The sequence below is a fragment of the Herbaspirillum sp. NPDC101397 genome (assembly GCF_044767325.1).
Lineage (GTDB): Bacteria > Pseudomonadota > Gammaproteobacteria > Burkholderiales > Burkholderiaceae_D > Herbaspirillum.
Map to the genome: position 1 here is coordinate 338,544 of NZ_JBIWNS010000001.1, position 22,786 is coordinate 361,329.

Annotated in this window: 21 protein-coding genes; 12 read left to right on the plus strand and 9 right to left on the minus strand. The window is 61.8% G+C overall.

All coding sequences use genetic code 11. The features are described 5' to 3' along the window. Positions 1–9: 9 nt before the first annotated feature. The 5 genes from ACIROW_RS01625 to ACIROW_RS01645 all read right to left on the minus strand — a co-directional run bounded on the left by ACIROW_RS01625 (position 10) and on the right by ACIROW_RS01645 (position 5,058). Positions 10–762: an ABC transporter permease gene (locus ACIROW_RS01625; protein WP_402271167.1), complete on the minus strand. Its 753-nt coding sequence runs from the start codon at positions 760–762 to the stop codon at positions 10–12. Between the two features lie 6 nt (positions 763–768). Beyond that, a complete protein-coding gene (locus ACIROW_RS01630; RefSeq protein WP_402271169.1) occupies positions 769–1,752 on the minus strand; it encodes an ABC transporter substrate-binding protein in 984 nt (327 codons plus the stop codon). Positions 1,753–1,798: 46 nt separating this feature from the next. Then, a complete protein-coding gene (locus ACIROW_RS01635; RefSeq protein WP_402271171.1) occupies positions 1,799–2,668 on the minus strand; it encodes an ABC transporter ATP-binding protein in 870 nt (289 codons plus the stop codon). Between the two features lie 313 nt (positions 2,669–2,981). Beyond that, positions 2,982–3,668, minus strand: coding sequence for a GntR family transcriptional regulator (locus tag ACIROW_RS01640; protein ID WP_402271172.1), 687 nt, complete (start codon positions 3,666–3,668; stop codon positions 2,982–2,984). A gap of 109 nt (positions 3,669–3,777) precedes the next feature. Then, the gene (locus ACIROW_RS01645; RefSeq protein WP_402271173.1) at positions 3,778–5,058 is read right to left on the minus strand and encodes a C4-dicarboxylate transporter DctA; all 1,281 of its coding nucleotides are present in this window, start codon (positions 5,056–5,058) and stop codon (positions 3,778–3,780) included. 264 nt (positions 5,059–5,322) lie between these two features. Between ACIROW_RS01645 and ACIROW_RS01650 the strand changes: the two genes are divergently transcribed. From ACIROW_RS01650 to ACIROW_RS01665, 4 genes are all read left to right on the plus strand, one after another. Continuing rightward, entirely contained in the window at positions 5,323–6,576 is a 1,254-nt protein-coding gene (locus ACIROW_RS01650; RefSeq protein ID WP_402271174.1) for an allantoate amidohydrolase, read from the plus strand. A 43-nt stretch (positions 6,577–6,619) separates the two neighbouring features. After that, the gene (gene hutH / locus ACIROW_RS01655; RefSeq protein WP_402271177.1) at positions 6,620–8,260 is read left to right on the plus strand and encodes a histidine ammonia-lyase; all 1,641 of its coding nucleotides are present in this window, start codon (positions 6,620–6,622) and stop codon (positions 8,258–8,260) included. A gap of 47 nt (positions 8,261–8,307) precedes the next feature. Then, positions 8,308–10,104 carry a methyl-accepting chemotaxis protein gene (locus tag ACIROW_RS01660; protein WP_402271178.1) on the plus strand — a complete coding sequence of 599 codons (1,797 nt, stop codon included), beginning with the start codon at positions 8,308–8,310 and terminating at the stop codon, positions 10,102–10,104. Positions 10,105–10,203: 99 nt separating this feature from the next. Continuing rightward, positions 10,204–11,163 carry an aliphatic sulfonate ABC transporter substrate-binding protein gene (locus ACIROW_RS01665; RefSeq protein WP_402271180.1) on the plus strand — a complete coding sequence of 320 codons (960 nt, stop codon included), beginning with the start codon at positions 10,204–10,206 and terminating at the stop codon, positions 11,161–11,163. Between the two features lie 60 nt (positions 11,164–11,223). On the opposite strand, the gene ACIROW_RS01670 is transcribed toward ACIROW_RS01665, so the two are convergent. Genes ACIROW_RS01670 through ACIROW_RS01685 form a run of 4 tightly spaced genes read right to left on the minus strand, consistent with a single transcriptional unit; the run spans position 11,224 to position 15,411 of the window. Further along, complete coding sequence (locus tag ACIROW_RS01670) at positions 11,224–12,825, minus strand: rhodanese-like domain-containing protein (protein ID WP_402271181.1); 1,602 nt, start codon at positions 12,823–12,825, stop codon at positions 11,224–11,226. An 18-nt stretch (positions 12,826–12,843) separates the two neighbouring features. Beyond that, positions 12,844–13,575, minus strand: a complete 732-nt coding sequence (locus ACIROW_RS01675; protein WP_402271182.1) for an ABC transporter ATP-binding protein — start codon at positions 13,573–13,575, stop codon at positions 12,844–12,846. 22 nt (positions 13,576–13,597) lie between these two features. Next, entirely contained in the window at positions 13,598–14,419 is an 822-nt protein-coding gene (locus ACIROW_RS01680; protein WP_402271184.1) for an ABC transporter permease, read from the minus strand. A 2-nt stretch (positions 14,420–14,421) separates the two neighbouring features. Then, the gene (locus ACIROW_RS01685) at positions 14,422–15,411 is read right to left on the minus strand and encodes an aliphatic sulfonate ABC transporter substrate-binding protein (RefSeq protein WP_402271186.1); all 990 of its coding nucleotides are present in this window, start codon (positions 15,409–15,411) and stop codon (positions 14,422–14,424) included. Between the two features lie 228 nt (positions 15,412–15,639). On the opposite strand from ACIROW_RS01685, the gene ACIROW_RS01690 reads away from it, so the two are divergent. From ACIROW_RS01690 to ACIROW_RS01725, 8 genes are all read left to right on the plus strand, one after another. After that, positions 15,640–16,209, plus strand: a complete 570-nt coding sequence (locus ACIROW_RS01690; RefSeq protein WP_402271187.1) for a DUF4865 family protein — start codon at positions 15,640–15,642, stop codon at positions 16,207–16,209. Positions 16,210–16,303: 94 nt separating this feature from the next. Further along, the gene (locus tag ACIROW_RS01695) at positions 16,304–17,104 is read left to right on the plus strand and encodes an HAD-IIB family hydrolase (RefSeq protein WP_402271190.1); all 801 of its coding nucleotides are present in this window, start codon (positions 16,304–16,306) and stop codon (positions 17,102–17,104) included. 169 nt (positions 17,105–17,273) lie between these two features. Next, positions 17,274–18,362: an ABC transporter substrate-binding protein gene (locus ACIROW_RS01700; protein WP_402271192.1), complete on the plus strand. Its 1,089-nt coding sequence runs from the start codon at positions 17,274–17,276 to the stop codon at positions 18,360–18,362. A gap of 3 nt (positions 18,363–18,365) precedes the next feature. Next, the gene (locus ACIROW_RS01705; protein ID WP_402271193.1) at positions 18,366–19,229 is read left to right on the plus strand and encodes an ABC transporter permease; all 864 of its coding nucleotides are present in this window, start codon (positions 18,366–18,368) and stop codon (positions 19,227–19,229) included. A gap of 13 nt (positions 19,230–19,242) precedes the next feature. Next, entirely contained in the window at positions 19,243–20,049 is an 807-nt protein-coding gene (locus ACIROW_RS01710) for an ABC transporter permease (protein WP_402271194.1), read from the plus strand. Positions 20,050–20,058: 9 nt separating this feature from the next. Continuing rightward, positions 20,059–20,892 (plus strand): ABC transporter ATP-binding protein, encoded by an 834-nt coding sequence (locus ACIROW_RS01715; protein WP_402271196.1) that lies wholly within the window; start codon positions 20,059–20,061, stop codon positions 20,890–20,892. A gap of 40 nt (positions 20,893–20,932) precedes the next feature. Next, positions 20,933–22,171, plus strand: coding sequence for a sulfite dehydrogenase (gene soxC, locus ACIROW_RS01720; RefSeq protein ID WP_402271198.1), 1,239 nt, complete (start codon positions 20,933–20,935; stop codon positions 22,169–22,171). Next, on the plus strand, positions 22,158–22,733 hold the full coding sequence (locus tag ACIROW_RS01725) for a c-type cytochrome (protein ID WP_402271200.1): 576 nt from the start codon (positions 22,158–22,160) through the stop codon (positions 22,731–22,733). The genes soxC and ACIROW_RS01725 overlap by 14 nt, the downstream gene beginning before the upstream one ends. The last annotated feature ends 53 nt before the right edge of the window (positions 22,734–22,786 follow it).

A 22,786-nucleotide genomic window follows, 5' to 3' on the forward strand; every position in this document is an offset into this window, starting at 1 on the left:
AAGACGGCCTCAGGTGGACCAATGCAAGAGGCGTCGTGAAGCCGACTGGAAAAGCCGGTCCGACACCGTGGAAATGAAGCCGAGCACCAGCAGGCCGGCCATCATGTGGCCGATCTGCATGTTTTGTTGCGTGACTTCGAGGCGATAGGCAACACCGGCATAAGCGCCGGCCAGCTCGGCCGCGACCAGCGTGTAGAACGCGATGCTGAGCGAAGTGCGCAGGCCGACGAAGATCACCGGCAAGGCGTCCGGCAACTGCACCGTCCACAGCAATTGCCAGCGCGTCGCCCCCAGGCTTTGCGCCGCGCGCACCAGCGTCTCGGTCACGCGCTGTACGCCCATGTGCGTGGCCAGCCAGACGGTGAAGAACACGCCCCAGAACACCAGGAACCATTTACCCAGTTCGGTCAGGCCGAACCAGACGATCACGATGGGCACGAAGGCGATCGGCGGAATCGGCCGCAGCAGCTGGAACACCGGCGTCAGCAATCCCGACAGGATGGCGCTACCGCCGGTCAGTACGCCGATGACGACACCGACCGCCGCGCCGGCGCTGTAGCCGATCACCACGCGGGCGATGCTCCAGCCGGCGTCGGTGACACCGTCGCCATGCAGCATGTAGTCGAAGAAGGCCTTGACCACCATCGTCGGCGGTGGGAACAGCAGCGGGTTGACCAGTTCAAGTCCGGCCACCAGTTGCCAGATCGCCAGGAAGACCGGAATCGACAGCAGCTTGGCCCATTGTTCGGCAGGAATGCGCATGGCTGATCAGAGACCTGGAATCTTGACGCGCTCCGGCGCAACCTGTTTCAGCGGCGCGGCGAAGATGAACTTGTGGAAGTCGGGCAGGGTGGCGCCGGCCGGCGCATTGCCGGATTCCAGGCGCCACTCGGCATGGTTCTTCAGCGTCGACAACACGCGTTCGTCGAGCACCAGTTCGAAGATGTAGTCGTTCCAGATCTCGGCCAGTTCTTCCTTCTTCATACCGGTCGCGGCGGCGATGATGGTGATGCTCTCATCACGGTTGGCCTTCAGGAAACGTTCCGCATCCAGTATCGCGCGCAGGAAGGCGGTCACGCTCTTCTCGTTCTTGCTCAAGTATTCCTCGGTCACGACCAGGTTGAAGGTTTCGGCATAGACGCCCTTGGTGTCCAGCTCTTTGACCTTGTCGCCGAGCGCCTTCTTGCCGTTGCTGATGTGCGGCTCCCAGGTGTTGTAGGCGTCGATGCTGTTGGTTGACAGCGCCGCTACCATGTCTTGCGGCCGCAGGTTGACCAGCGTGACGTCACTCTTGGTCAGGCCGGCTTTTTTGAGCAGCGTCAGCGTATAGATCTCGCTGCCGGTGCCGACCGTGTAGCCGATGCGCTTGCCTTTCAGGTCGGCCGCCGAGTTGATGCCCGCGGATTTGTTGACCAGGGTCTTGTCGTCGGAATATTCCATGCGCGCCAGCAAGGCGATCTTCTGGCGCGCCAATGCTGCCGCGGTAATCGGCGCTTCCGCCGTGGTCGCGATGTCGGCGCCGCCGCCGAGCACGGTTTCCAGCGCCTGACGGCCGCTGGTGAAGTTGTTTACAGCGACGTCAAGGCCGTATTTTTCGAACAGGTTCTTTTGCTTGGCGATGATGGCCAGGCCGGAGATCGGCGCCAGGTTCTGCGCCAGGCGGATCTTGTCCGCGGCGTTGGAAAAACCGGAGGAGAGCGCGAGCAGGATGGCGGTTCCCGCCAAGACAAAACGACCGATATGATGATGCATGCAGATACCCTTTGTTGTTGGATTGGTGAATGAACGCCGGAAGAGTTCAGGCGGCGATGCGTTGCGGCGGCAAGGCCGATACGGATTCGTTCCGGAACGACTGCAGGCTCTCGTCGGCAATCAGCCCGTGCAAGCGCGCGCGGATATCGAGGAATTCCTTGCTCAGCACGACGTCGGCCAGGCGCGGGCGCTTCAGCGTCACCGGCAGCACCGCCTTGACCGTGCCGGGGCGCGCCGTCATGACATAGATGCGGTCCGACAGGAAGATCGCTTCGTCGATATCGTGCGTGATGAATAGCACCGAAATGCCCAGTGCCTGCCACAGGTCGGTCAGCAACTGCTGCATGATCGTGCGGGTCTGCGTATCGAGTGCGCCAAACGGCTCGTCCATGAGCAGGATGCGCGGATTGGCGGCGAGGGCGCGGATGATGCCGACGCGCTGCTTCATGCCGCCCGATAATTGCGCCGGATAGAATTTCTCGAACTCGCTGAGCCCCGCCTGTTGCAGCAGCTGCCGCGAGCGCTGCTGGCGCGTGTGCTTGTCGACGCCTTGCAGCTTGAGGCCGAATTCGACATTGGCCAGTACGTTCTTCCACGGGAACAGCGAGTACTGCTGGAACACCACGCCGCGATCGGCGCCGGGGCCGGTGATGGCCTTGCCGTCCAGGCTGACGGTGCCTTCGGTCGGCGCGACGAAGCCGGCGACCAGGTTCAACAAGGTCGACTTGCCGCAGCCGGACGGACCGATGACGCTGACGAATTCGCCGCTGCGCACGTCCAGCGTTACGCCTTGCACCGCTTGCACGCTTTGGCCGCCCTGACTGGCCTGGGCGAAGCGCACCGACAGGTCGCGGATCTCGATGTTGCCGACCGCCGCAACGGAGGGAGGCGCGACGCCGGGAAATGAAGTTGTCATAACAGGTCTTGAGCGATGAAGTGCTGCGAGTCTAAGTCGCGTTGCCAAGGCCTGGGAACGAAGTAATTCGAGATTCGATATGCGTAGAAACGCAGTGGCGTCACAACGCCGGAAAGGCCGTTATGACGCGGCTTTTCGGGTGGTTGTAAATCGTTTTTCGTATAAGGCGGGAGCGAATGCTGCGTGGTTGCGCATGTTCGCGGAAATCAAGGCTCCCCAGCGCAACCCGGCGCGGCTCAGCGCAGATTGCGTTCGGGATGCATTGAAACGAGCGGAAGAGAGAAAACGAAAGCGAAGGAGCAAGCCGCCGCAGCTACAGCAACAATTCCTTGGCAAGATCGCGCTTGGGATCGGACGGCGTGTCGAATTCCAGCGCCTGTTCCACGTGGTGCAGGTGATGCAGCATCAGCTCGACGGCTTCCTCGACCTTGCCGGCCTTGGCGGCGGCGATGAAGTCGCAATGTTCTTCGGTCGAACAGATGGCGTCGCGGGTCGACTGGTACAACATGGTGATCAGCGAACTGCGGCCGGCGAGCTTGACCAGGATGTCGGTCAGGACCTCGTTGCCGACGATGTTCGCCAGCAGGATATGGAAGTCGCTCAACAGGGTCGAGCGGACTTGCGGATTGTTCTCTTCAATGGCGCGGCGTTCTTCACGCAGATGAGTTTCCAGCGTGGCGTAGTCGGCAGGGGTCGCACGCGCGACGAATTCCCTCACCATGGCCGCTTCCAGCGTACGTCGCACAAAGAAGATGTTGCGCGTCTCTTCCACGGTCGGCTTGCTGACGAACGCGCCCTTGTCCGGGATCAGGTCGATCAGCTTGTCTTTGGCCAGCATCACCAGCGCCGCGCGGATCTTGGTGCGGCTGACCTGGTAGACGCGCGCCAGCGCTTCTTCGCGGAGTTTTGCCCCGGGTGGAAGACGCTGTTCGGCGATGGCGATGGTGATGTCGCGCGCAATCGCTTCTGAACTGTCGGGAGGAAGTACTGCTTCGGTCATAGGATGGGTGGTTCTGTTGTGTGAGGCGCTGTGTTAGGCGAATTCTGGCAAGACACCGAATTGTACCCTTGTATTTTCGCCATCCATCCTGCGACCTTATTCCAGTATGTTATTCAAATGTTGCCGCCGGAATCTCGCCGTTCAGCACGGCGCGGGCGCGAGTCTTGTCGATGTCCTTTTCCCAGGTCGCGACGACCACGGTGGCGACGCAGTTGCCGAGCAGGTTGCCCAGCGCACGCACGATGCCGATGAACCAGTCGATCGACAGCACCAGCACCAGACCGACCACCGGAATCGCCGGAATCGTCGTCAGCGTCGCCGCCAGAATCACGATGGCCGAGCCCGGCACGCCGTGTGCGCCCTTGGAGGTGATCAAGGCGATCGCCAGGATCATCAGCAGGTCGCCCATCGCCAGATGCGTGTTGGTGGCTTGTGCGATGAACACGGCCGCCATGGTCAGGTAGATCGAGAACGCATCGAGGTTGAACGAGTAGCCGGTCGGGATCACCAGGCCGACGGTCGACTTCTTGATGCCCATATGCTCGAGCTTGCGCATGACTTGCGGCAGCACGCTGTCAGAGGACGCGGTCGCCAGCACCACGATCAGTTCTTCACGCAGGTAGGCGATCAGCTTGAAGATGTTCAGTCCGGAGGTGCGCAGGATCGCACCCAGCACCACCACCACGAAGAACACCACCGCGCCGTAGAACAGCAGCACCAGCATGCCGAGCTGCTTGAGCGAACCGATGCCGTAGCGGCCGACCGTGAAGGCGATGGCGCCGAACACGCCCAGCGGCGCCAGGCGGATGATGAAGGACATGCATTTGAAGAAGGCTTCCGACAGCGAGGCGATCAGCGAGACGGTCGGTTGACCCTTGTCGCCGATCAGTAGCAGGGCGCAGCCGAAGATGACCGAGATCAGCAAGACCTGCAGCACGTCGCCGGAGGTGAATGCGCTCACGATGGTGCCGGGGATCAGCTTCATGATGAAGTCGGCGAAGCTGGTGCCCTTGACCTTGCTGGCGGTCTCGACATAGCTGGACAGGCCGCTGGCGTCGAGATTGGTGGGGTCGATGTTCATTCCGGCGCCGGGCTGGAACACGAACGCCAGCACCAGGCCGAGCAGCAGCGCGATGGTGGTCACGATTTCAAAGTAGATGATGGCCTTGATGCCGACGCTGCCGACCTTCTTCAGATCGCTGGCGCCGCAAATGCCTTGCACCACCACGCAAAACACGATCACCGGAATGATCATCTTGATCAGCTTGATGAAGCCGTCGCCCAGCGGCTTGAGGCTCTGGCCGAAGTCGGGATAGAACAATCCGACGACGATGCCGGCAATCAGGGCGATGACAACCTGCCCGAACAAAGATTTGAAAAATCGATTCACCTTGGTCTCCTGGTGTGGTTCTGGATGGGCGCCTGTATGCGTCTCTGTGCGCTTGCACAAGGGCATGCCCGCTGTATTTGGATTCAGCTTGTAATTTCTTTTGTACTTCTTGACTGCACGGCCGCTCCTCCGGTCGTTGTTCCTTTGCTAATTACACACGTCGTTTGAAAATTGTTTTGACGCGCCGGAACAAGCTCACTATATTGCATACAATTTGTGAATACAATAAAAATATGCAATCCTGACGACTTCAAGGAGACTGCCGTGAAAACTGTTCCAGAGCAATACCTGTCCTGCGGGCAAGAGATCATGCGGCGCGCCGAGGCGCTCGCCGTCCATACGGAGGCTGCCGGCATGATGACGCGCACTTACCTGACGCCCATGCATCATGCCGCCGCGCAACAACTGAGCGAGTGGATGCGCACCGCCGGCATGCAGGTCCGCCGCGACGACGCCGGCAACGTCATCGGCCGCTATGAGGCCGCGCCCGGTCATGAGAATGCCGCGGCGCTGGTCACCGGTTCGCACTTCGATACGGTGCGCAATGGCGGCAAGTACGACGGCAATCTCGGCATCCTGTTGCCGGTGTCGTGTATAGCGGAGTGGCATCGTGCAGGCCGGCGTTTCCCGTTTCCCGTCGAGGTGATCGGCTTCGCGGAAGAAGAGGGTGTGCGCTTCAAGGCGACCTTGCTGGGCAGTCGCGCCGTGGCGGGCACGTTTGACAAGAGCGTGCTCGACAACCTTGACGAACAGGGCAACAGCATGCGCGACGTCATGCGCGCAGCCGGCTTCGATCCGGACCGGCTCGATGCGTCGGCATGGCAGCCGGCAGCCGTCGCGGCCTTTGTCGAAGTGCATATCGAGCAGGGACCGTTGCTGCTCAATGAAGCCTTACCGGTCGGCGTCGTGACCGCGATCTCCGGAGCGACGCGTTTCATGGCGGAGCTGCAGGGACTGGCCGGCCATGCCGGCACGGTGCCGATGCACATGCGCCGCGACGCCGCCATGACTGCGGCGGAAATCGGCCTGTATATCGAACAGCGCTGCAGTGGCCGGCCCGGCCTGGTCGGCACCATGGGCATCATGGAAGTACCGAACGGCGCCGCCAATGTGGTGCCGGGCAGCGCGCGGTTTTCCATCGACATCCGCGCCGAGCAGGATGGGGTGCGCGAGGATGCGGTGGCGGACGTCGAGGCCGAAATCGAACGTATCTGCGCGCGTCGCAACGTCGCCATTACGTTGCGCAAAACACACCAGGCCGGCAGCGTGCCTTGCGCCGATCACCTGCAACAGCAACTGGCGAATGCCATCGAAGCATGTGGCCTGCCGCTGCGTCGTCTGCCGTCCGGCGCCGGACATGACGCCATGGCGATTGCGGCCATTGCCGACGTGGCGATGTTGTTTGTCCGTTGCGGCAACGGCGGTATCAGCCATCACCCCGACGAAATCATGACCGAAGAAGACGCGGCAATTGCTGCGCAGGTGTTCAGCCGCTTCGTCGAAAGCTTCGCGGCCTGACCCGGTCCGCCGCGCTCTCCAATTTATTGCAAAGGAATTCTCCATGACTGCTGCCACCATCACCATCGACGGTTTCAACCTCAACGCCGCGCAAGTCGTCAGCGTTTCGCGCGGTACCAACGGCGTGTACCCCAAGGTCGCGCTCGCCGAGTCCTCGCGCGCCGCCCTCAAGCAAAGCCGCGACTTCATCGAGTCGACCTGGATGCACGACGAAGCGCCCATGATGTACAGCTTCAACACCGGCGTCGGTTTGCTCAAAGACACCCGCATCAAGGTCGAACATATCGAACTGTTCCAGACCCAGCTGATCAAGGCTCACAGCGCCGGCATCGGCGAACCGTTCTCCGAAGAAGTCAGCCGCGCCACCATGCTGCTGCGCGCCAACGCCTTCGCCAGCAATTACTCGGCGCCGCGCGTGGAAGTGGTCGACCGCCTGCTGGACTTCATCAATGCCGGCATCCATCCGATCATGCCGCAAAAGGGCTCGGTCGGCGCCTCCGGCGACCTGGCCCCACTGGCCTACCTGGCCGCCGCCATCGTCGGTTTCGACGAAGCCGAAGTGATGTACCAAGGCAAGCGCATGAGCGCACCGGAAGCCATCGCCAAGGCCGGCATCGGCCCGGTCAAGTTCGACTTGAAGGCCAAGGACGCCTCGGCCCTGATCAACGGTTGCACCGCCTCGCTCGCTGTCGCCGTATTGGCCGCACACGATTCGCGCAACCTGCTGACCGACGCCTGCCTGTCGCTCGGTCTCACGCTGGAAGCCATGCGTGCCGAGATGTCCGCCTTCGACGCCCGCATTCAGCAAGCGCGTCCGCACGCCGGCCAGATCAAGACCGCCGCCGTCATCCGCACGCTGCTCAAAGGCTCGACCCGCACCACGCATGAGGCACGCTCGGTGCAACTGCCGGACGAATCGCGCCGCACCGACATTCCGTACTCGTCGCGGATCCAGGACGTCTACTCGTTGCGCTGTGCGCCGCAGGTCTACGGCCCGGTGTTCGATGCGCTGGATTACATCGACACCATCGTCGACAAGGAAATCAACTCCGCCACCGACAATCCGCTGATCTTTGACAAGGAAGGCGGCGGCTTCGAGATCATCTCCGGCGGCAACTTCCACGGCCAGTACCTGGCGCAGGCGATGGACTTGCTCGCCATGACGATCACCGATCTGGGCAGCATCTGCGAACGCCGCATCGCCCGCCTGATCGATCCGACCTTGTCGTGGGGCTTGCCGCGCAACCTGATGAGCGGCGTGCGTGGCGTCAATACCGGCTATCCAGTGGTGCAGTGTTCGATGAGTTCATTGGTCATGGAAAATCGTACTTTGTCCATGCCGGGCAGCGTCGACAGCATCCCGTCCAAGGGCAACAGCGAAGACCACGTCTCCAACTCGACCTGGTGCGCGCGCAAGGCGGCCACGGTAGTGGCCAACACGCAGTACATCGTCGGCGTGGAAATGCTGCTGGCGGCGCAGGGGCTGACCATGACGGAGGAGTTGCTCAAGGACTTCGTGCTGGGTGAAGGCACGCAGGCGGCTTATGAAGAAATTCGCAAGCAGATCCCGGCATGCCTCGACGGCGACCGCTGGTTCCATAACGATATCCAGGTGGCGCATTCGTTCATTATCAGCGGTTCGGTGCGGGAGGCGGTAGTGGCGCGCATCGGTAATTTCGTCTGAGACGATTCGTCAGATCGTTGAATAAAAACAAACAGGGAAGGGCCGGCATGTTTACCTCAATCAGAACGCGTATTTTATTTTTCAGTATTGCCTTGCTCGTGGCGAGTCTGGGCGTGGTCGGTGCCGTGTCGTATGTCATCGTCAAGACCGACAACGATCACGCCATCGACGAGAGTTCGCGTTCCATCGCCGACGGCTATGCCTCGGCAATCAACGAGTGGGTTGCGGCCAAGGCCAGCATGGCGGCGGCAGCGGCGGACGGCGTGTTGCAGGCCGACCCGGTGTTCGTCATCAAGCAATTGCAGAAGAGCGGCGGCTTCTACGTCACCACCTTCGGCAAGGAAGACAAGACCGCCTACACGTCCGCAGCGGAAGGATTGCCGGCCGGTTACGATCCGACCGGCCGCTCCTGGTACCAGCAATCGGTCAAGGCGGGCAAGGCCGTGGTGACCAAGCCTTACACCGATGTGGTGACGAAGAAACCGATGGTGTCCTTCACCGCGCAGGTAAAAAAGGATGGCGTACTGCAAGGCGTGGTGGCGGCTGCGGTGTTTCTCGACGGTGTCAGCAACGTGGTGAAAGCGGTGCATCCAACGCCGGCCAGTTTCGCTTTCCTGGTCGATCGCGACGGCATGATGCTGGCGCATCCCGATGCGCAATGGATCAACAAGCCGGTCAAGGAGTGGAATCCTGAATTGACGACAGAGCGTCTCAACAGCCTGGCAGGAAATGACGCCAGCAAGGAAATCGTGCTCAACGGCGCCGCCAAGCTGGTCCAGGCGGTTGCCGTCAAAGACACCGAATGGACGCTGCTGGTGGCGATCGACAAGGCCGACGTCAACGCCGGCATGCGCCATGCCACGCAATCATCATTGATCGCCATCGTGCTGGTGGCGGCGCTGGCCGCGCTGATCCTGGGACTGATCACCACGGCGGTATTCCGGCGCCTGTCGCAGGTGCGCAACGCGATGGACAGCATCGGCTCCGGCAACGGCGACCTGACCATGCGTCTGCCGGAAGACGGCAAGGATGAAGTCAGCCAGATAGCCAGGTCCTTCAATGTCTTCGTGCAAAAAATCACCACCATCCTGCAGGAAATCCGGCACACCAGCGACGCCGTCAAGGTGTCGTCATCCGAAATCGCCAGCGGCAATCTCGATCTGTCCGGCCGCACCGAGCAGCAAGCCGGCGCATTGGAACAGACGGCCTCGGCGATGGAAGAGCTGACCTCCACCGTCAAACAGAACTCCGACAATGCACGTCAGGCCAATCAGCTGGCGCTGGCGGCGTCAGCCATCGCCAAGGAAGGCGGTGAAGTGGTCGGCAACGTCGTCGCCACCATGGAAGCCATCAATCAATCCTCGCGCCAGATCGTCGATATCATCGGCGTGATCGACGGCATTGCGTTCCAGACCAATATTCTTGCCTTGAATGCGGCCGTGGAAGCGGCGCGGGCAGGTGAGCAGGGACGTGGTTTTGCGGTGGTGGCGAGCGAAGTGCGCAGCCTGGCGCAACGCAGCGCGCAGGCGGCCAAGGAAATCAAGGTGCTGATCGATTCGTCGGTATCGAAGGTGAGCGACGGCGGCCTGCTGGTCGAGAAGGCCGGGCAGACCATGGTGGAGATCGTCGACAGCGTCAAGAACGTCAGCGCCATCGTCAGCGAAATCGCCAACGCCAGCTCCGAGCAAAGCACCGGCATCGAAGAGATCAACCGCGCCATCACGCACATGGATGAAGCCACGCAGCAGAACGCGGCGCTGGTGGAGCAAGCCGCCGCCGCCGCGCAATCGCTGCAGGATCAGGCGACCAGTCTGGCGACGATCGTCAGCGGGTTCAAAATGTAGAGCAGTTGTTTTTCGCATATCACAGCGCGGAAATCTTCGTTCGTCGGGCCGACCTGCAAATCTATACTTCGCCATTTTGAATCAACGAAAGGATTCATCATGCGCATGAAGTTTTCGGCAGGCAGGCTGGCAGCCGCTCTTGTTCTTGGGGCGATTGCGTTCACGGCGAACATCGCCTCCGCCCAGGAAATCAAGGAAATCCGTGTCGCCTTGCAAAAGGGCGGTCTGCTGGCAATCGCCAAGCAACGCCAGGTACTGGAAGAAGAATTCAAACCACTCGGCATCACCGTGAAATGGTACGAATTCCCTTACAGCAATCCGCTGCTGGAAGCCTTGAACGCCAACCAGCTCGACTTCGGTTCGGCCGGCAGCGCGCCGCCGATCTTCGCCCAGGTGGCGCGTGAGAATCTGGTCTATGCCGCCACACAGCCGGCCGGCCTGAACAGCGAAGGCATTCTGGCGAAAGACAACTCCTCGATCAAGAAGATCTCCGATCTGCGCGGTAAGCGCATCGGCGTCGCCAAGGGCACCAGTTCGCACCATTTCCTGGTGGCTGCGCTCGACAAGGCCGGTATCAAGCTCGATGAAATCAAGGTGGTCTATCTTGCGCCGGCCGACGCCACTGCCGCATTCGACAAGGGCGACATTGACGCCTGGGTGGTCTGGGATCCCTACCTGGCGATTGCCGAGAAGGTGCATCAGGCGCGCAACATCACGAAGGATCAGCGTGTGGTGTATTCCAATAATTACCTGATGGCCAACCGCGAATTCGCGCTCAAGCATCCCGATCTGCTCAAGCGCATCGTCGATCGCCTGATCGATATCGGCAAATGGGCGGAAAGCAATCGTCCGCAACTGGCACAACTGTTGACCGACCAGACCGGCATTCCGCTCGACATCGAACGCATCGTGGTTGATCGCGGCACCTTCGCCATCAAGTATCTGGACGACGGCATCACGGCTCAGCAGCAGGACGTGGCAAATCGTTTCGCTGAACTGGGACTGGTGCCGCGCAAGGTGGATGTGCAGAAAATCGTCTGGAAGCCGGCGACGAAGTAAGCCGATTGAAAACGTAGAAAAAGGTCGCAATCAGCGACCTTTTTTTATTGATGATCCGGATTATTCCGCAGCGAAGAAGCGGAACTGCACAGTCTTGTCCTTGACGACGCGTTCGCTGAAGGTTTTCTCCCACTCCAGATATTCGCGCCAGGCTTCATCGCGACGCGGACCGAATACCCGCATCACCGAACCCCAGTCGTCGTCGAAAGCGCTCAGCAATTGCGCAGGATCGTACCTGGCTTCGAGCTTGAGCCCGGCGACTTTCCATTGCTGCGTGCCGCCGGCAAGTACGGCTACGCGTGCTTCCGGCCATTGCAATTGCGCGTCGCGCGCGGCGATTTTTGCAGCTGCGCCATCGGGCGAGGTGAAGACGATGGTGCGGCCTGGCGCCAAGATTTTTTTCAAGGGCTTGAACGAGGATGGCAGCAGGAAATACGCGCCTGGAACATGTTCGCGCTCGAAATCGATGCTTGGCCCGACGTCGACCACGGCGAAGCTGTCGCGGCGGCGCAGCAGTTCTTCCACGGTGATGACCGGGGCCGGCGTCTGTACGTTGGCGTTCAACGACGGTGGTTTGAATTTCGCCAACTCGGACGGTGCCGGTTGCTCGTCGAGAATGTAGACCTCGGCCTGGTTTAACTGGCTCAGCCAGAACGCGGTAATGGCCGCACGCAGACCATGGGCGTCGTCGATCAGGACGATGCGCGGATTACGTGTGCCGATGAAGTTTTCGTAATGCATCAGCAACTGCCCGCCGGCCACGGAGCGGATCGCCGACTGCGGATCGTCGCCAGCCGTTTGCCTGACGTCGAACAGGTAGAGGCTGCGTTCGCTGTCTTCCTGCAGGCGCAGCAATTGCGCCGCATCGATGCGCTGCAAGCCGAAGCGCGTGGTCAAACCATCCGCCAGCACACGCAGTTCGGCAGCGGGCAAGGGCAGGATGTCGATTGCATTGGCGGCGCTCTGTTCGACCGCCGAGCCTTGCAGGCCCCAGGCCATCACGCCGTCTTCGACGAACGCCGCTTGATCGCTCAAACCCAGCAATCGCAAGGTGGTGGTGCCGATGATGCCGCGCGTGCGGCTGAAACAATTGATCGCCAGCACATGCTGTGCATTGTCTGCAGGATAGCGTCGTAGCGCCAGCTCGGTGCCGGGATAGTTGGCGGCGCCGGAGATGGTGAGGAGTTCGTATTCGTTGCGCGGGCGTGCATCAATGACGGTAGTCGGCAAGCCTTGCTTGCGTCGCTCGGCCAGTTCGCCCACTTGCAAGGTCGGCGTGCGGAAATGGCGTTTGGCGAGATCGGCAAAGGCCTTGACCAGCGTGTTGTAGCCGTCGGTGGCGGGCAAGCCGGCGCCGTTCCAGGCGCGCATGCCGCCGCTCAGGCGACGCACGTCGGTATAGCCGGAGCGTTGCAGCAACTCGGATGCGGCCGCGGCCGGGCCGTCGATGGCGTTGTCGTCATCGATCAGGACAGCCGCCGTCGCGAGGCGCGGCACAAGTCTGGCGATGCGCAGTTCCAGCGTGCTCAGCGGCGCATGGCGCGCCAGGTTCAGGTGGCCCGCATTGAAAGTGCGTGCTTCCCGGACATCGAGTACGGCGACTTCTTCCGTACTGGACAAGAGTTCTTGCAGCGATGATTGCGAAATGCTCAGTTCGCTCATGATGTTTTCCTTTTCGCGTCAGAACGCGTGCGCCTCGTGCAACTCCGACAAGGCGTGCGCCTTGAATACGCTGAGTCGTTGATCGGCACGCTGGCGCGGCTGCGGCAGGTCGACCAGGATGGTGTTGCGGATGCTGCCTGGACGGCTGCCCATGACGAGAACGCGGTCGCCCAGGTACAGCGATTCGTCGATGTCATGCGTGACCAGCAGCAATGAAATCTGATGTTGCTGCGCCAGGCTCAGCAGCAGGTCTTGCAGTTTCATGCGGGTGAAGGCGTCGACTGCGCTGAACGGTTCGTCCAGCAGCAGCACGCGCGGACGGGAGTACAGGCCGCGCGCGATCGCCACGCGCTGCGCCATGCCGCCGGACAATTGCTTGGGCAGGCTATTTTCCCAGCCGGCCAGGCCGACTTCTTCCAGCAATTGCGAAATCCAGGCACGGTCGGCGCCATCGCCATCGGCGAAGCCGACGTTCTGCGCCACCGTCAGCCACGGCATCAGGCGCGGTTCCTGGAAGACGAAGGCGACGCCGCCGTTGCGCTGGCCGGCCAATTCGCCGGCGCGCGTCACGCTGCCCTGAAAATCCTTGTCGAGACCGGCGGCGATGCGCAGCAGCGTGCTCTTGCCGCAGCCGCTCGGACCGAGCAGGGCAACCACTTCGCGTTCGGCCAGCGCCAGTTCGACGCCTTGCAGGATGGTTTCGTCGCCGAAGGATTTGCGGCGGACCTTGATGTCGAGAATGGTGCTCATGGCAATCCTTGCAGAATGAGTTTCAGGAATGCTCGCCTGTGAAGGCGTCGCGCCATGACAGGCTGCGGCTTTCCCAGTATTTGAGCAGCGAGTCGCTGAGCTTGCCCATCACCGCCAGCGCGACGATGGCGACCAGCACCAGGTCCGGGCGCGACACTTCGCGGCCATCGGTGAGCAGGTAGCCGATGCCTTGGGTGGCAGCCAGCAGTTCGGCGGCAACCACACACAGCCAGGCCATCGACAGGCCGTTGCGCAGGCCGGTGAACAGATACGGTTTTGCAGCGGGGATGAAAATCTTGCGCACCAGGTCGAAGCGGCTGAAGCCGTACATCGTGCCCACTTCCACCAGCTTGCGGTCGACGTTACGAATGCCGGCGACCAGATTCATGTAGACCGGGAAGAACGAACCGATCGCGATCAGCGTGATCTTGGAAGTCTCGTCGATGCCGAGCCATATCAGCAGCAGCGGCACCCAGGCGAGGCCGGGCACGGCGCGCAGCGCCTGGAAGATCGGTTCGATGTAGTCCTCGGCCAGCGTGCTGAGGCCGACCCAGGCGCCGAACACCAGCGCCAGCAACGCGCCGATGCCGAAGCCGGCGGCCACGCGCAAGGTACTGGCGGTGATGTGTTTCCACAGCGGACCTTCCGCCAGTTCCAGCAGCGTCACCAGCAAGTCGCTGGGCATCGGCATCAGGTAGCCCGGCACCCAGCCGGCGCGACCGGCGATCTCCAGCCCGGCCAGCAGCACCACCGGAATCACCAGTCCGCGCAACAGCGCCGGACGGATCTTCAGCCCCTGCGCCGGTGTGCTGCGCTTGCTGTCGATGGCGGCGGAACGCGACATGCTTATTTCTCCGCCACGACTTCACTGGCGATGCGAGCGTTGATCAGCGTGTTCAGCGGACCGTCAACATCGGCGCCGCGGCGCAGGATGCCGTCCTTCTGCAGCAAGGGCACCACCGGCTTGATCGCATCCAGATGCGCCGCGCCGGGAACCGGACGGCTGAAATCGTAGCGCGCCAGCTGCAGGCCGATGACGTCCACCGGCAGCTTGGTTTCTTCGGCGATCAGGGCGGCGGTTTCCTTTGGATTCTGGATGATCCAGCGGCGCGCGCGCTCGTACGCTTTCAACACGATGCGCACTTCTTGCGGATGTTCGTTGAGGAAGGATTCGCTGGTGTTGAGGAACGCCGCCAGGCCGAAGGCCGGATTGCGGTAGACGAAACGGGCGCCGGCAGCCTGCGCGCCCGCCATGTGCGGATCCAGGCCGGCCCAGACGTCGACGCGGCCTTGTTCAAGCGCGACGCGGCCGTCGGGATGCTGCAGGTGGACGATCTCGACGTCGGACGGTTTCAGGCCGTGGGCGTCGAGCGTGCGCAGCAGGAAGAAGTAGGGATCGGTGCCTTTGGTGGCGGCGATCTTCTTGCCCTTGATGTCGGCGACGGTCTTGATCGGCGAATTGCCTAGCACTACCAGCGCGCTCGGCTCGGCCCACAGGTAGCTGTAGACGGTCTTGACCGGCTGGCCGTTGACGCGCGCCACCAGCGCCGAAATGCTGGAGGTCAGCGCGAAGTTGGAGGCCCCGCTATTGAGGAATTCCAGCGAATTGTTGCTGCCGCGCGAGAATACCCATTGCACGCTGGTGCCTTGCGCCTTGAAGGTTTCTTCCAGCCAGCCGTTGCGCTTGATGATCAGGCTTTCGGGCGAGTAGTAGGCGTAGTCGAGTTTGATTTCCTTGAGGGCGTCGGCGTGGACGGTGTTGCTGAAGCTCAGCGCAGCCAGTGCGCTCAGCGCGAACGACAGGCTGGAGGAAAATTTCTTGATGGACGGGAACATTGTTTTTCTTTGTGGGATGGTGAGATGGATAGACGAACGGGACATCGTAATTCCAAAGAATCGCGCTGACAAAGACCGTTACCGCATATCCATGCGTGTTTTTCGCATGCCGCATGTTTGCCCGGCGCGGATCATTTAAGAGACTCATCACAGAAATCGTCCGCAGCGGCTGGTCGCTCAACAGGCATGGGCCTAAGCTTTATCACGGTCAAACAACAAGGAACCAGCATGCTTTCGAAACAGTATTCACACCGCCTTCCCGTCGACTACGACGTCAGCGCCATCCGCCGACGCGCCGCCGCGCGCGGCCCGATGTGGGACGATACGCCGGGTCTGTATTTCAAGTCCTTCTCGTTGCGCGAAGCCGGCAAGAACGGCGCGCCCACCAACGTCTATTCCTCGATCTATCTGTGGAAGGACGCTATGGCCGCATCCGAATTCCTGACCAGCGATCGCTTCGAAGCCGTACTCGCCGCCTTCGGTCGGCCCGGCATCGAATTGTGGCTGCCGCTGGATGCCCAGGTCGGGCCTGCGCAACAAGGGCGATGGATCTATCGGGAAGACCTGCCGTTTGGCGATACCACCGACATGCACGCGCTGCGCGAAGCCGAGCACGAACGCAATCGTGCACTGACGCACCGTGCGGAGACGGTTGTCGCTGTGACGGCGCTCGACCCGGCGGGATGGAAGCTGGTGCGCTTCCACATAACGTCATCGTCCTACGATGCGAAGCATGCCGGCGACGGCTACGAAGTGCTGTACCTGGCGCAGCCTTTGCTGGCGGAGCTGCGCAAATAAGTTATTGCACTTGGCAAAGGAATCTCCCGCAGGTTAATCTGCCCGGCTGACGCGCTCGCGATGCCGGGCGGTTTTCTTTTTTAACGGAGTTCCTGTGCAAGCCTTGTCGACCGCGACCAGTGATGAATTCAGCAATGTGCATTTCGTGCTCACCGACATGGATGAGACGCTGACGTATAACGGACGGCTGGCCGCGCAGACGTATCGTGCGCTGGAGCGCTTGCAGGAAAATGGCGTGCGGGTGATCCCGGTCACCGCGGCGCCGGCCGGCTGGTGCGACCAGATGGCGCGCATGTGGCCGGTCGACGGCGTCATTGGCGAGAACGGCGGCTTGTTCTTTCGGCGTGATGAAAACGATGCACATGCGCTGGTCCGCGAGTTCTGGCATGGCAACGCAGTTAAGGGCGTTGCCACGCAACTGCAAGCTATCGCTGCTCGCGTACAGCGTGAAGTGCCGGAAGCGAAATTTGCTGACGACCAGCAATTTCGCACCACCAGCGTGGCGTTTTCAATTCCCCAGGAAGCAGCCGAACGCGATCGGATCGCAGATGCCTTGCGATGCGCCGGCGCCGACGTCACCGTCAATAATTTGTGGATACTCGGCTGGCTCGGCGGCTACGACAAGCTGTCGATGTCGCGCCGGATTCTCGCTGGGCATTACGGTATCGACATCGATGCCGAAGCAGGGCGGAATTCAGTGTTGTATACCGGCGACTCGACCAACGACGCGCCGATGTTTGCGTTCTTCCGGCACACTGTCGGCGTGAGCACGGTGGTCGACTGCCTGGACCGGATACCGGTGCATCCGCGCTGGATCACGCAAGGTCCGGGCGGCGCAGGATTCGTCGAAGCGGCGGACGCAGTGATCGCGGCGCGCTTGAAACAGAATCGATAACAATTTCTGCTATTGCGTCGCAATCCCTTGCTGACGCTGGGCTGACGTCGTACTGACGAGAAATACTTTCGCATAAGGACATACGAATTCATTCGTTTGTCGACAGTTTTCGCTTACCTATACTTGATCGCAGCTTTTTGCTTCGACATGGATACGCAAAGGAAAACTCATGACGCTGGATCGCAGAACCGTACTCAAACAGTTGGCAGCAGCAGGCGCAGGCGTCGGTACGGCAATGCTGGGGCTGCAGGCGCGTGCCGCCAACAAGCCCGCGATCATCCGCATCGGCGTGGCGCAGCCGGGCATCGGCAATCCACCGCAATTCTCGGGCAGCTCGGCAGCGGTCGCCAACGCCAAGGGCTGGGTCGAAGAAGAGTTCAAGGCCGACGGCATCAAGGTCGAGTGGTTCTTCTTCAAGGGGGCCGGTCCGGCCGTGAACGAGGCCTTGAGCAACAAGCAGCTGGACTTTGCGTTCCAGGGCGACCTGCCTTCCATCGTGGCGAAATCGGCGGGGCTCAAGACCAAGCTGATCCTGGCCACGGGCGTGCGCTCCAACATTTATCTCGCGGTGCCGCCGGATTCTCCGATTCAATCCGTGAAGGATTTGCGCGGCAAGCGCGTGGCCATTTTCAAGGGAACCAACGCGCAGTTGCCGATCAATCGCGTGCTGGAGGCGAACGGCCTGCAGGAGCGCGACCTGCGCGCCATCAATCTTGATCAGGCCACCACGCTGGCGGCGTTGAGCACCAAGGACATCGACGCCGCGTTCGGCAACATCAACCTCCTGCGCCTGCGCGACAAGAACGCCGCGCGCATCGTCTACAGCAGTAAGGGCGGTTCGCCGATTTTCACCACGCAATCGCACGTGCTGGTGACGGAAGAGTTTGCGCAGCAATATCCGGAAATCACGGCGCGCGTGGTCAAGACCTTCGTGAAGACGTCGAAGTGGGCGTCGGACGAAGTCAACCGCGAAGAAGTGCTGCGCCTGTGGGCCAAGGCCGGCACGCCTTACGAGCACTGGCGCGAAGACTACGACGGCCAGCCGCTGCGCGTGCGCATCAATCCCAACTTCGATCCTTTCCTGGTCGCGCGCTACAAGGATTCGGTCGAGCAGGCCTATCGCCTGAAACTGAGCCGCTCCAAGTTCGACGTCGATCAGTGGATCGATCAGCGCTATCTCAAGGCCGCGCTGAAAGAACTGAACCTGGAAACCTATTGGCCGATCTTCCAGGTCAACGGCAAGATCCTGGGGACCTGATCCATGAGCGCGCAGCAGGCAGCCCTGGAGTTGCCGTCATCCGTGTCTTCACCCGCATCATCGACGGGTTCATCGATATCAGTGCAGGAGCCGCGTGCACGCTTCTACAGCAACTGGTCGCCGCGCTGGCTGGCCTTGCCGTTCCCCTTGTTCCTGTTGCTGCTCTGGTATGTCGCCGCGCAATTCGAATGGGTGGCGCCGCAGGTACTGCCGTCGCCGCAATCAGTGGCGCTGACCTTCATCGACCTGGTGGCGTCGGGCGAGATGTTCGACAACCTCAAGATCAGCCTGCTGCGCGTGCTGCTCGGCTTCGGCGTGGGCCTGGCAGGCGGCTTGCTGCTGGGCGTGGCGATGGGCTTGTCGCCGGTGTTCAAGGACTATGTCTATCCGTTGTTCAAGGCGTTCAGTCAGGTGCCGGTGCTGGGTTGGCTGCCGCTGCTGATGCTGCTGGTCGGCATCGACGAGGCGCTCAAGATCATCCTGATCTCCAAGGCGGCGCTGGTGCCGATTGCGCTCAATACGTTCAAGGGTATCGAGAACGTGCCGGCGCGTTATGTCGAAGTGGCGCGCGTGCTGAAATTCTCGCGCTGGCAGCTGCTGACGCGCGTGATCTTCCCGGCGGCGCTACCACCGATCTGGAACGGTGTGCGCTACGGTTTCACACACGCCTGGCTGGCGCTGGTGGTGGTCGAGTTGCTGGCGTCGTCGGAAGGCCTCGGCTACATGATCGTTTTCGGTCGCCAGTTGTTCCAGCTGGACGTCGTGATGGCGGCGGTGGTGGTGGTCGGTGCGGTCGGCTATGTGCTGGACCGCGTTCTGGCGCGCATTGAAATCGTGCTGCTCGGCTGGCGCCGTGCCGGCTTCTGAACAGGAAGTCATCATGGCGCGATCCTCTTCTTACCACTCGAAGGACAAACACCCCGTGCCGAAATTCCTGCGCGGCTGGATCCTGCCGGCGGCGCTCGTGCTGCTGTGGTGGCTGGCGGTGAAATTCAATTGGTCGACCTCGCCCTTGCTGGTGCCGGTCGACAAGGTGTGGGACACCGCGGTCCAGCAAATCCGCAGCGGAGAACTGGCGATTGCACTGGAAGCCAGCTTGCGGCGTGACCTGATCGGCTTTGCCATCGGCGTCAGCGCGGGTCTGGTGTTCGGCGTGGCCTTCGGCTTGTCGCGTCTGTTCGAGAGGTTGATCGGGCCGACCTTTCATACGCTCAAGCAAATCTCATTGTTCGCGTGGATCCCGCTGCTGTCGGTGTGGTTCGGCCTGGGCGATCCGGCCAAGGTGGCGTTCCTGTCGCTGGCGGCGTTTTTCCCGGTGGTGCTCAACACCTTCGAAGGCATACGCAGCGTGCCGGCCGACTTGGTCGAAGCGGCGCGGGTGTTGAAATTCAATCGTCGCCAATGGCTGTTCAAGCTGATCCTGCCGGCGGCGTCGCCGTCGATCCTGGCGGGCATCCATCTGGCGCTGATCTATGCGTGGCTGGCGACGCTCGGCGCTGAATACCTGCTGGTGTCGGGCAAGGGCATCGGCAACACCATGATCGATGGACGCGAATTGTTCTTGATGGACCTGGTGATCTTCGGCGTGATCGTGGTCGGCTTTGTCGGCTTCGCGTTGAACTGGCTGGCGGCGCAGATTGAGCGCCGGCTTTTGGCGTGGCGCGGTCGTTCGGTCGCGCAATTTTAAGGAATCGATATGTCGCAAGCCGGCACGCTGGATATCCAGCATCTCAGTAAATCCTATCCGGTCAAGGATGGCGACCTGGCAGTCCTCGAAGATGTCACCCTGACCATCACGCCGGGCGAGTTCGTCAGCATCGTCGGCTCCAGCGGCTGCGGCAAGTCGACCTTGCTGCGCCTGATCGTCGGACTGGAAGAAGACTACCAGGGCCAGGTGCTGCTGGATGGCGAGCGCATCGTCGGCACCAGCCTGCGGCGCGGCATCGTGTTCCAGGAGCACCGGCTGTTTCCCTGGCTGACGGTGGAGAACAACATCCAGCTGGGGCTGCTCAACGCCGACCTGACGCCGGGCCAGAAGCGCCTGGCGGTGCGCGAACACATCGCGCTGGTGGGCCTGGAAGGCTTCGAGAAGTCTTATCCGCATCAGTTGTCGGGCGGCATGGCGCAGCGCGTGGCGATAGCGCGGGCACTGGTGAGCAAGCCGGAGATCCTGCTGCTCGACGAACCCTTCGGCGCGCTCGATGCGCTGACGCGCGCTTACCTGCAGCAGGAGCTGCATCGTATCTGGCAAGCCGAGGGCATCACCATGATCCTGGTGACGCATGACGTCGAAGAAGCGATTTACCTGGGCGACAAGGTGGTGGTGATGGAGCCGCGGCCGGGGCGCATTCGCCGCATCGTGCCGGTCGATCTCGCGCATCCGCGGGAGCGCGCGGCCGTCGGTTTTGCCGAGGTCAAGCAGCAGGTGCTGCGTGAGTTCTCCGGCGACAGCGCCAGCCTTGCCGAGCCGCCTTTGCGCAGCGATGCAGTCGAACCTCAAAAGCCGCAGCAATGGCAGTTCGCTATCTGAAGCCGAAAACATAACGACAACGTAACGAAACAAGCACCCAATGAGCAGCAAACAGAATCAGACAGCAGGGCGCAGGCGTTTCCTGCGCGGCGGCGCCGTACTGGGCGCCAGCCTGGCCGCCGGCGCGCGCGCCGAACCATTGACGGTGGCGCCGTGGAGCAAGACGCCTGGCGAACCGGTGCTGTGGCATCCGTATGGGGAACCATCGCCGTTCGAAAAGAACGTGGTGCGCCGCTCGCGCGGCGCGGCGCCGTTGCCGGGAGCGAACTCGTCGATGACGCCGTTGCAGGACCTGCACGGCATCATCACGCCGACCGGGCTTGTGTTCGAGCGCCATCATGCCGGCATCCCGCAGATCGATCCGGAGCAGCATCGGCTGGCGGTGCATGGCCTGGTCGAGCGGCCGACGATTTTTACAATGAACGACCTGGTGCGGCTGCCTTCGGTGTCGCGCATCCACTTCCTAGAGTGTTCGGGCAATACCGGCCGCGAATGGAAGGGGCCGGGCACAGCCTCGTTGCAATTCAGCCATGGCTTGTTGTCGTGTTGCGAATGGACCGGCGTACCGCTGGCGACCGTGCTGGAAGAAGTCGGCATCAAGCCTGAGGGCGCATGGATTCTGGCCGAGGGCGCCGATTCGGCAGGCATGACGCGCAGCATTCCGATCGGCAAGGCGCTCGACGATGCCTTGCTGGTGTACGCGCAGAACGGCGAACGGCTGCGGCCTGAGCACGGCTATCCGTTGCGACTGTTTTTGCCCGGCTTCGAGGGCAACATGAGCGTCAAATGGCTGCGTCGCCTCAAGGTCGGACGCGAACCGTTCATGTCGCGCGAAGAGACGTCGAAGTACACCGACTCGCTGCCGGACGGCACGGCGCGCCAGTTCACGTTTTTGATGGAAACAAAGTCGGTGATCACGTTTCCGGCGCCGGACCATAGGCTCAAGGAAAAGGGCTTCTATGAAATTTCCGGGTTGGCCTGGACCGGGCGCGGGCGCATCAAGCGCGTCGACGTGTCGATCGACGGCGGACGCAGCTGGACCGAAGCGCGCCTGCAGGAACCAGTGCTGGATCGCGCATTGACGCGCTTCCGCTTGCCGTGGCGCTGGGACGGTGCGCCGGCCGTGCTGCAAAGCAGGGCGCTGGACGAGAGCGGCTTCGTGCAGCCCAGCGGCGCACAACTGGTTGCTGCGCGCGGTTTCGAATCCAACTATCACTTCAACGCCATCCAGAGTTGGAACGTGGCGAGCGACGGGGTCATTACCAATGTTCAGGTTTAGCGTTTTCATCGGCGTCGTTGTGCTTGCGCTGTCATTCAGCGTGCAGGCCCAGGTGTACGGCGTCGGCCATGCAGCCAGCGAGCGCGACCTGGCCGCATGGAATATCGACGTCGCCGCCGACGGCGCCGGCTTGCCTGCCGGCAGCGGCAGTGTGGCCGGCGGTAAAACTATCTACGCGCAGCAATGCGCAGCCTGCCACGGCGCCAAAGGCGAGGGCAAGCCGGCCGATCAGCTGGTGGGCGGCAAAGGCACGCTGGCGTCGGCCAATCCGGTCAAGACCATCGGCAGCTTCTGGCCGTATGCGACCACGGTGTTCGATTTCATCAACCGCGCGATGCCGTACAACGCGCCGCAGAGCCTGACGCCGGACGAGGTGTATTCGGTGACGGCTTACCTGCTGTACCTGAACGGCGTAGTGGCGGCGGACACGGTGCTTGATGCGCGCTCGCTGCCCAAGGTGCGCATGCCCAACCGCGACGGCTTTATCGGCGACACCCGTCCCGATACGACCAACGTCGCCTGCCAAAAGAATTGCAGCATTCCAGCAAGACGCAAGCCATAGACGTGAGCCATAGCAGCAATCTTTACCCTGCAAGCTGTAACCCTCTAGCCAGT

Bases quoted from the DNA above. Each gene is read 5' to 3' on its own strand.
- ACIROW_RS01630 (WP_402271169.1), bottom strand. From the start codon at position 1,752: ATGCATCATCATATCGGTCGTTTTGTCTTGGCGGGAACCGCCATCCTG.
- hutH (WP_402271177.1), top strand. From the start codon at position 6,620: ATGACTGCTGCCACCATCACCATCGACGGTTTCAACCTCAACGCCGCG.
- ACIROW_RS01690 (WP_402271187.1), top strand. From the start codon at position 15,640: ATGCTTTCGAAACAGTATTCACACCGCCTTCCCGTCGACTACGACGTC.
- ACIROW_RS01675 (WP_402271182.1), bottom strand. From the start codon at position 13,575: ATGAGCACCATTCTCGACATCAAGGTCCGCCGCAAATCCTTCGGCGAC.
- ACIROW_RS01705 (WP_402271193.1), top strand. From the start codon at position 18,366: ATGAGCGCGCAGCAGGCAGCCCTGGAGTTGCCGTCATCCGTGTCTTCA.
- ACIROW_RS01665 (WP_402271180.1), top strand. From the start codon at position 10,204: ATGCGCATGAAGTTTTCGGCAGGCAGGCTGGCAGCCGCTCTTGTTCTT.
- ACIROW_RS01715 (WP_402271196.1), top strand. From the start codon at position 20,059: ATGTCGCAAGCCGGCACGCTGGATATCCAGCATCTCAGTAAATCCTAT.
- ACIROW_RS01700 (WP_402271192.1), top strand. From the start codon at position 17,274: ATGACGCTGGATCGCAGAACCGTACTCAAACAGTTGGCAGCAGCAGGC.
- ACIROW_RS01725 (WP_402271200.1), top strand. From the start codon at position 22,158: ATGTTCAGGTTTAGCGTTTTCATCGGCGTCGTTGTGCTTGCGCTGTCA.
- ACIROW_RS01660 (WP_402271178.1), top strand. From the start codon at position 8,308: ATGTTTACCTCAATCAGAACGCGTATTTTATTTTTCAGTATTGCCTTG.
- ACIROW_RS01710 (WP_402271194.1), top strand. From the start codon at position 19,243: ATGGCGCGATCCTCTTCTTACCACTCGAAGGACAAACACCCCGTGCCG.
- ACIROW_RS01635 (WP_402271171.1), bottom strand. From the start codon at position 2,668: ATGACAACTTCATTTCCCGGCGTCGCGCCTCCCTCCGTTGCGGCGGTC.
- ACIROW_RS01625 (WP_402271167.1), bottom strand. From the start codon at position 762: ATGCGCATTCCTGCCGAACAATGGGCCAAGCTGCTGTCGATTCCGGTC.
- ACIROW_RS01680 (WP_402271184.1), bottom strand. From the start codon at position 14,419: ATGTCGCGTTCCGCCGCCATCGACAGCAAGCGCAGCACACCGGCGCAG.
- ACIROW_RS01685 (WP_402271186.1), bottom strand. From the start codon at position 15,411: ATGTTCCCGTCCATCAAGAAATTTTCCTCCAGCCTGTCGTTCGCGCTG.
- ACIROW_RS01640 (WP_402271172.1), bottom strand. From the start codon at position 3,668: ATGACCGAAGCAGTACTTCCTCCCGACAGTTCAGAAGCGATTGCGCGC.
- soxC (WP_402271198.1), top strand. From the start codon at position 20,933: ATGAGCAGCAAACAGAATCAGACAGCAGGGCGCAGGCGTTTCCTGCGC.
- ACIROW_RS01670 (WP_402271181.1), bottom strand. From the start codon at position 12,825: ATGAGCGAACTGAGCATTTCGCAATCATCGCTGCAAGAACTCTTGTCC.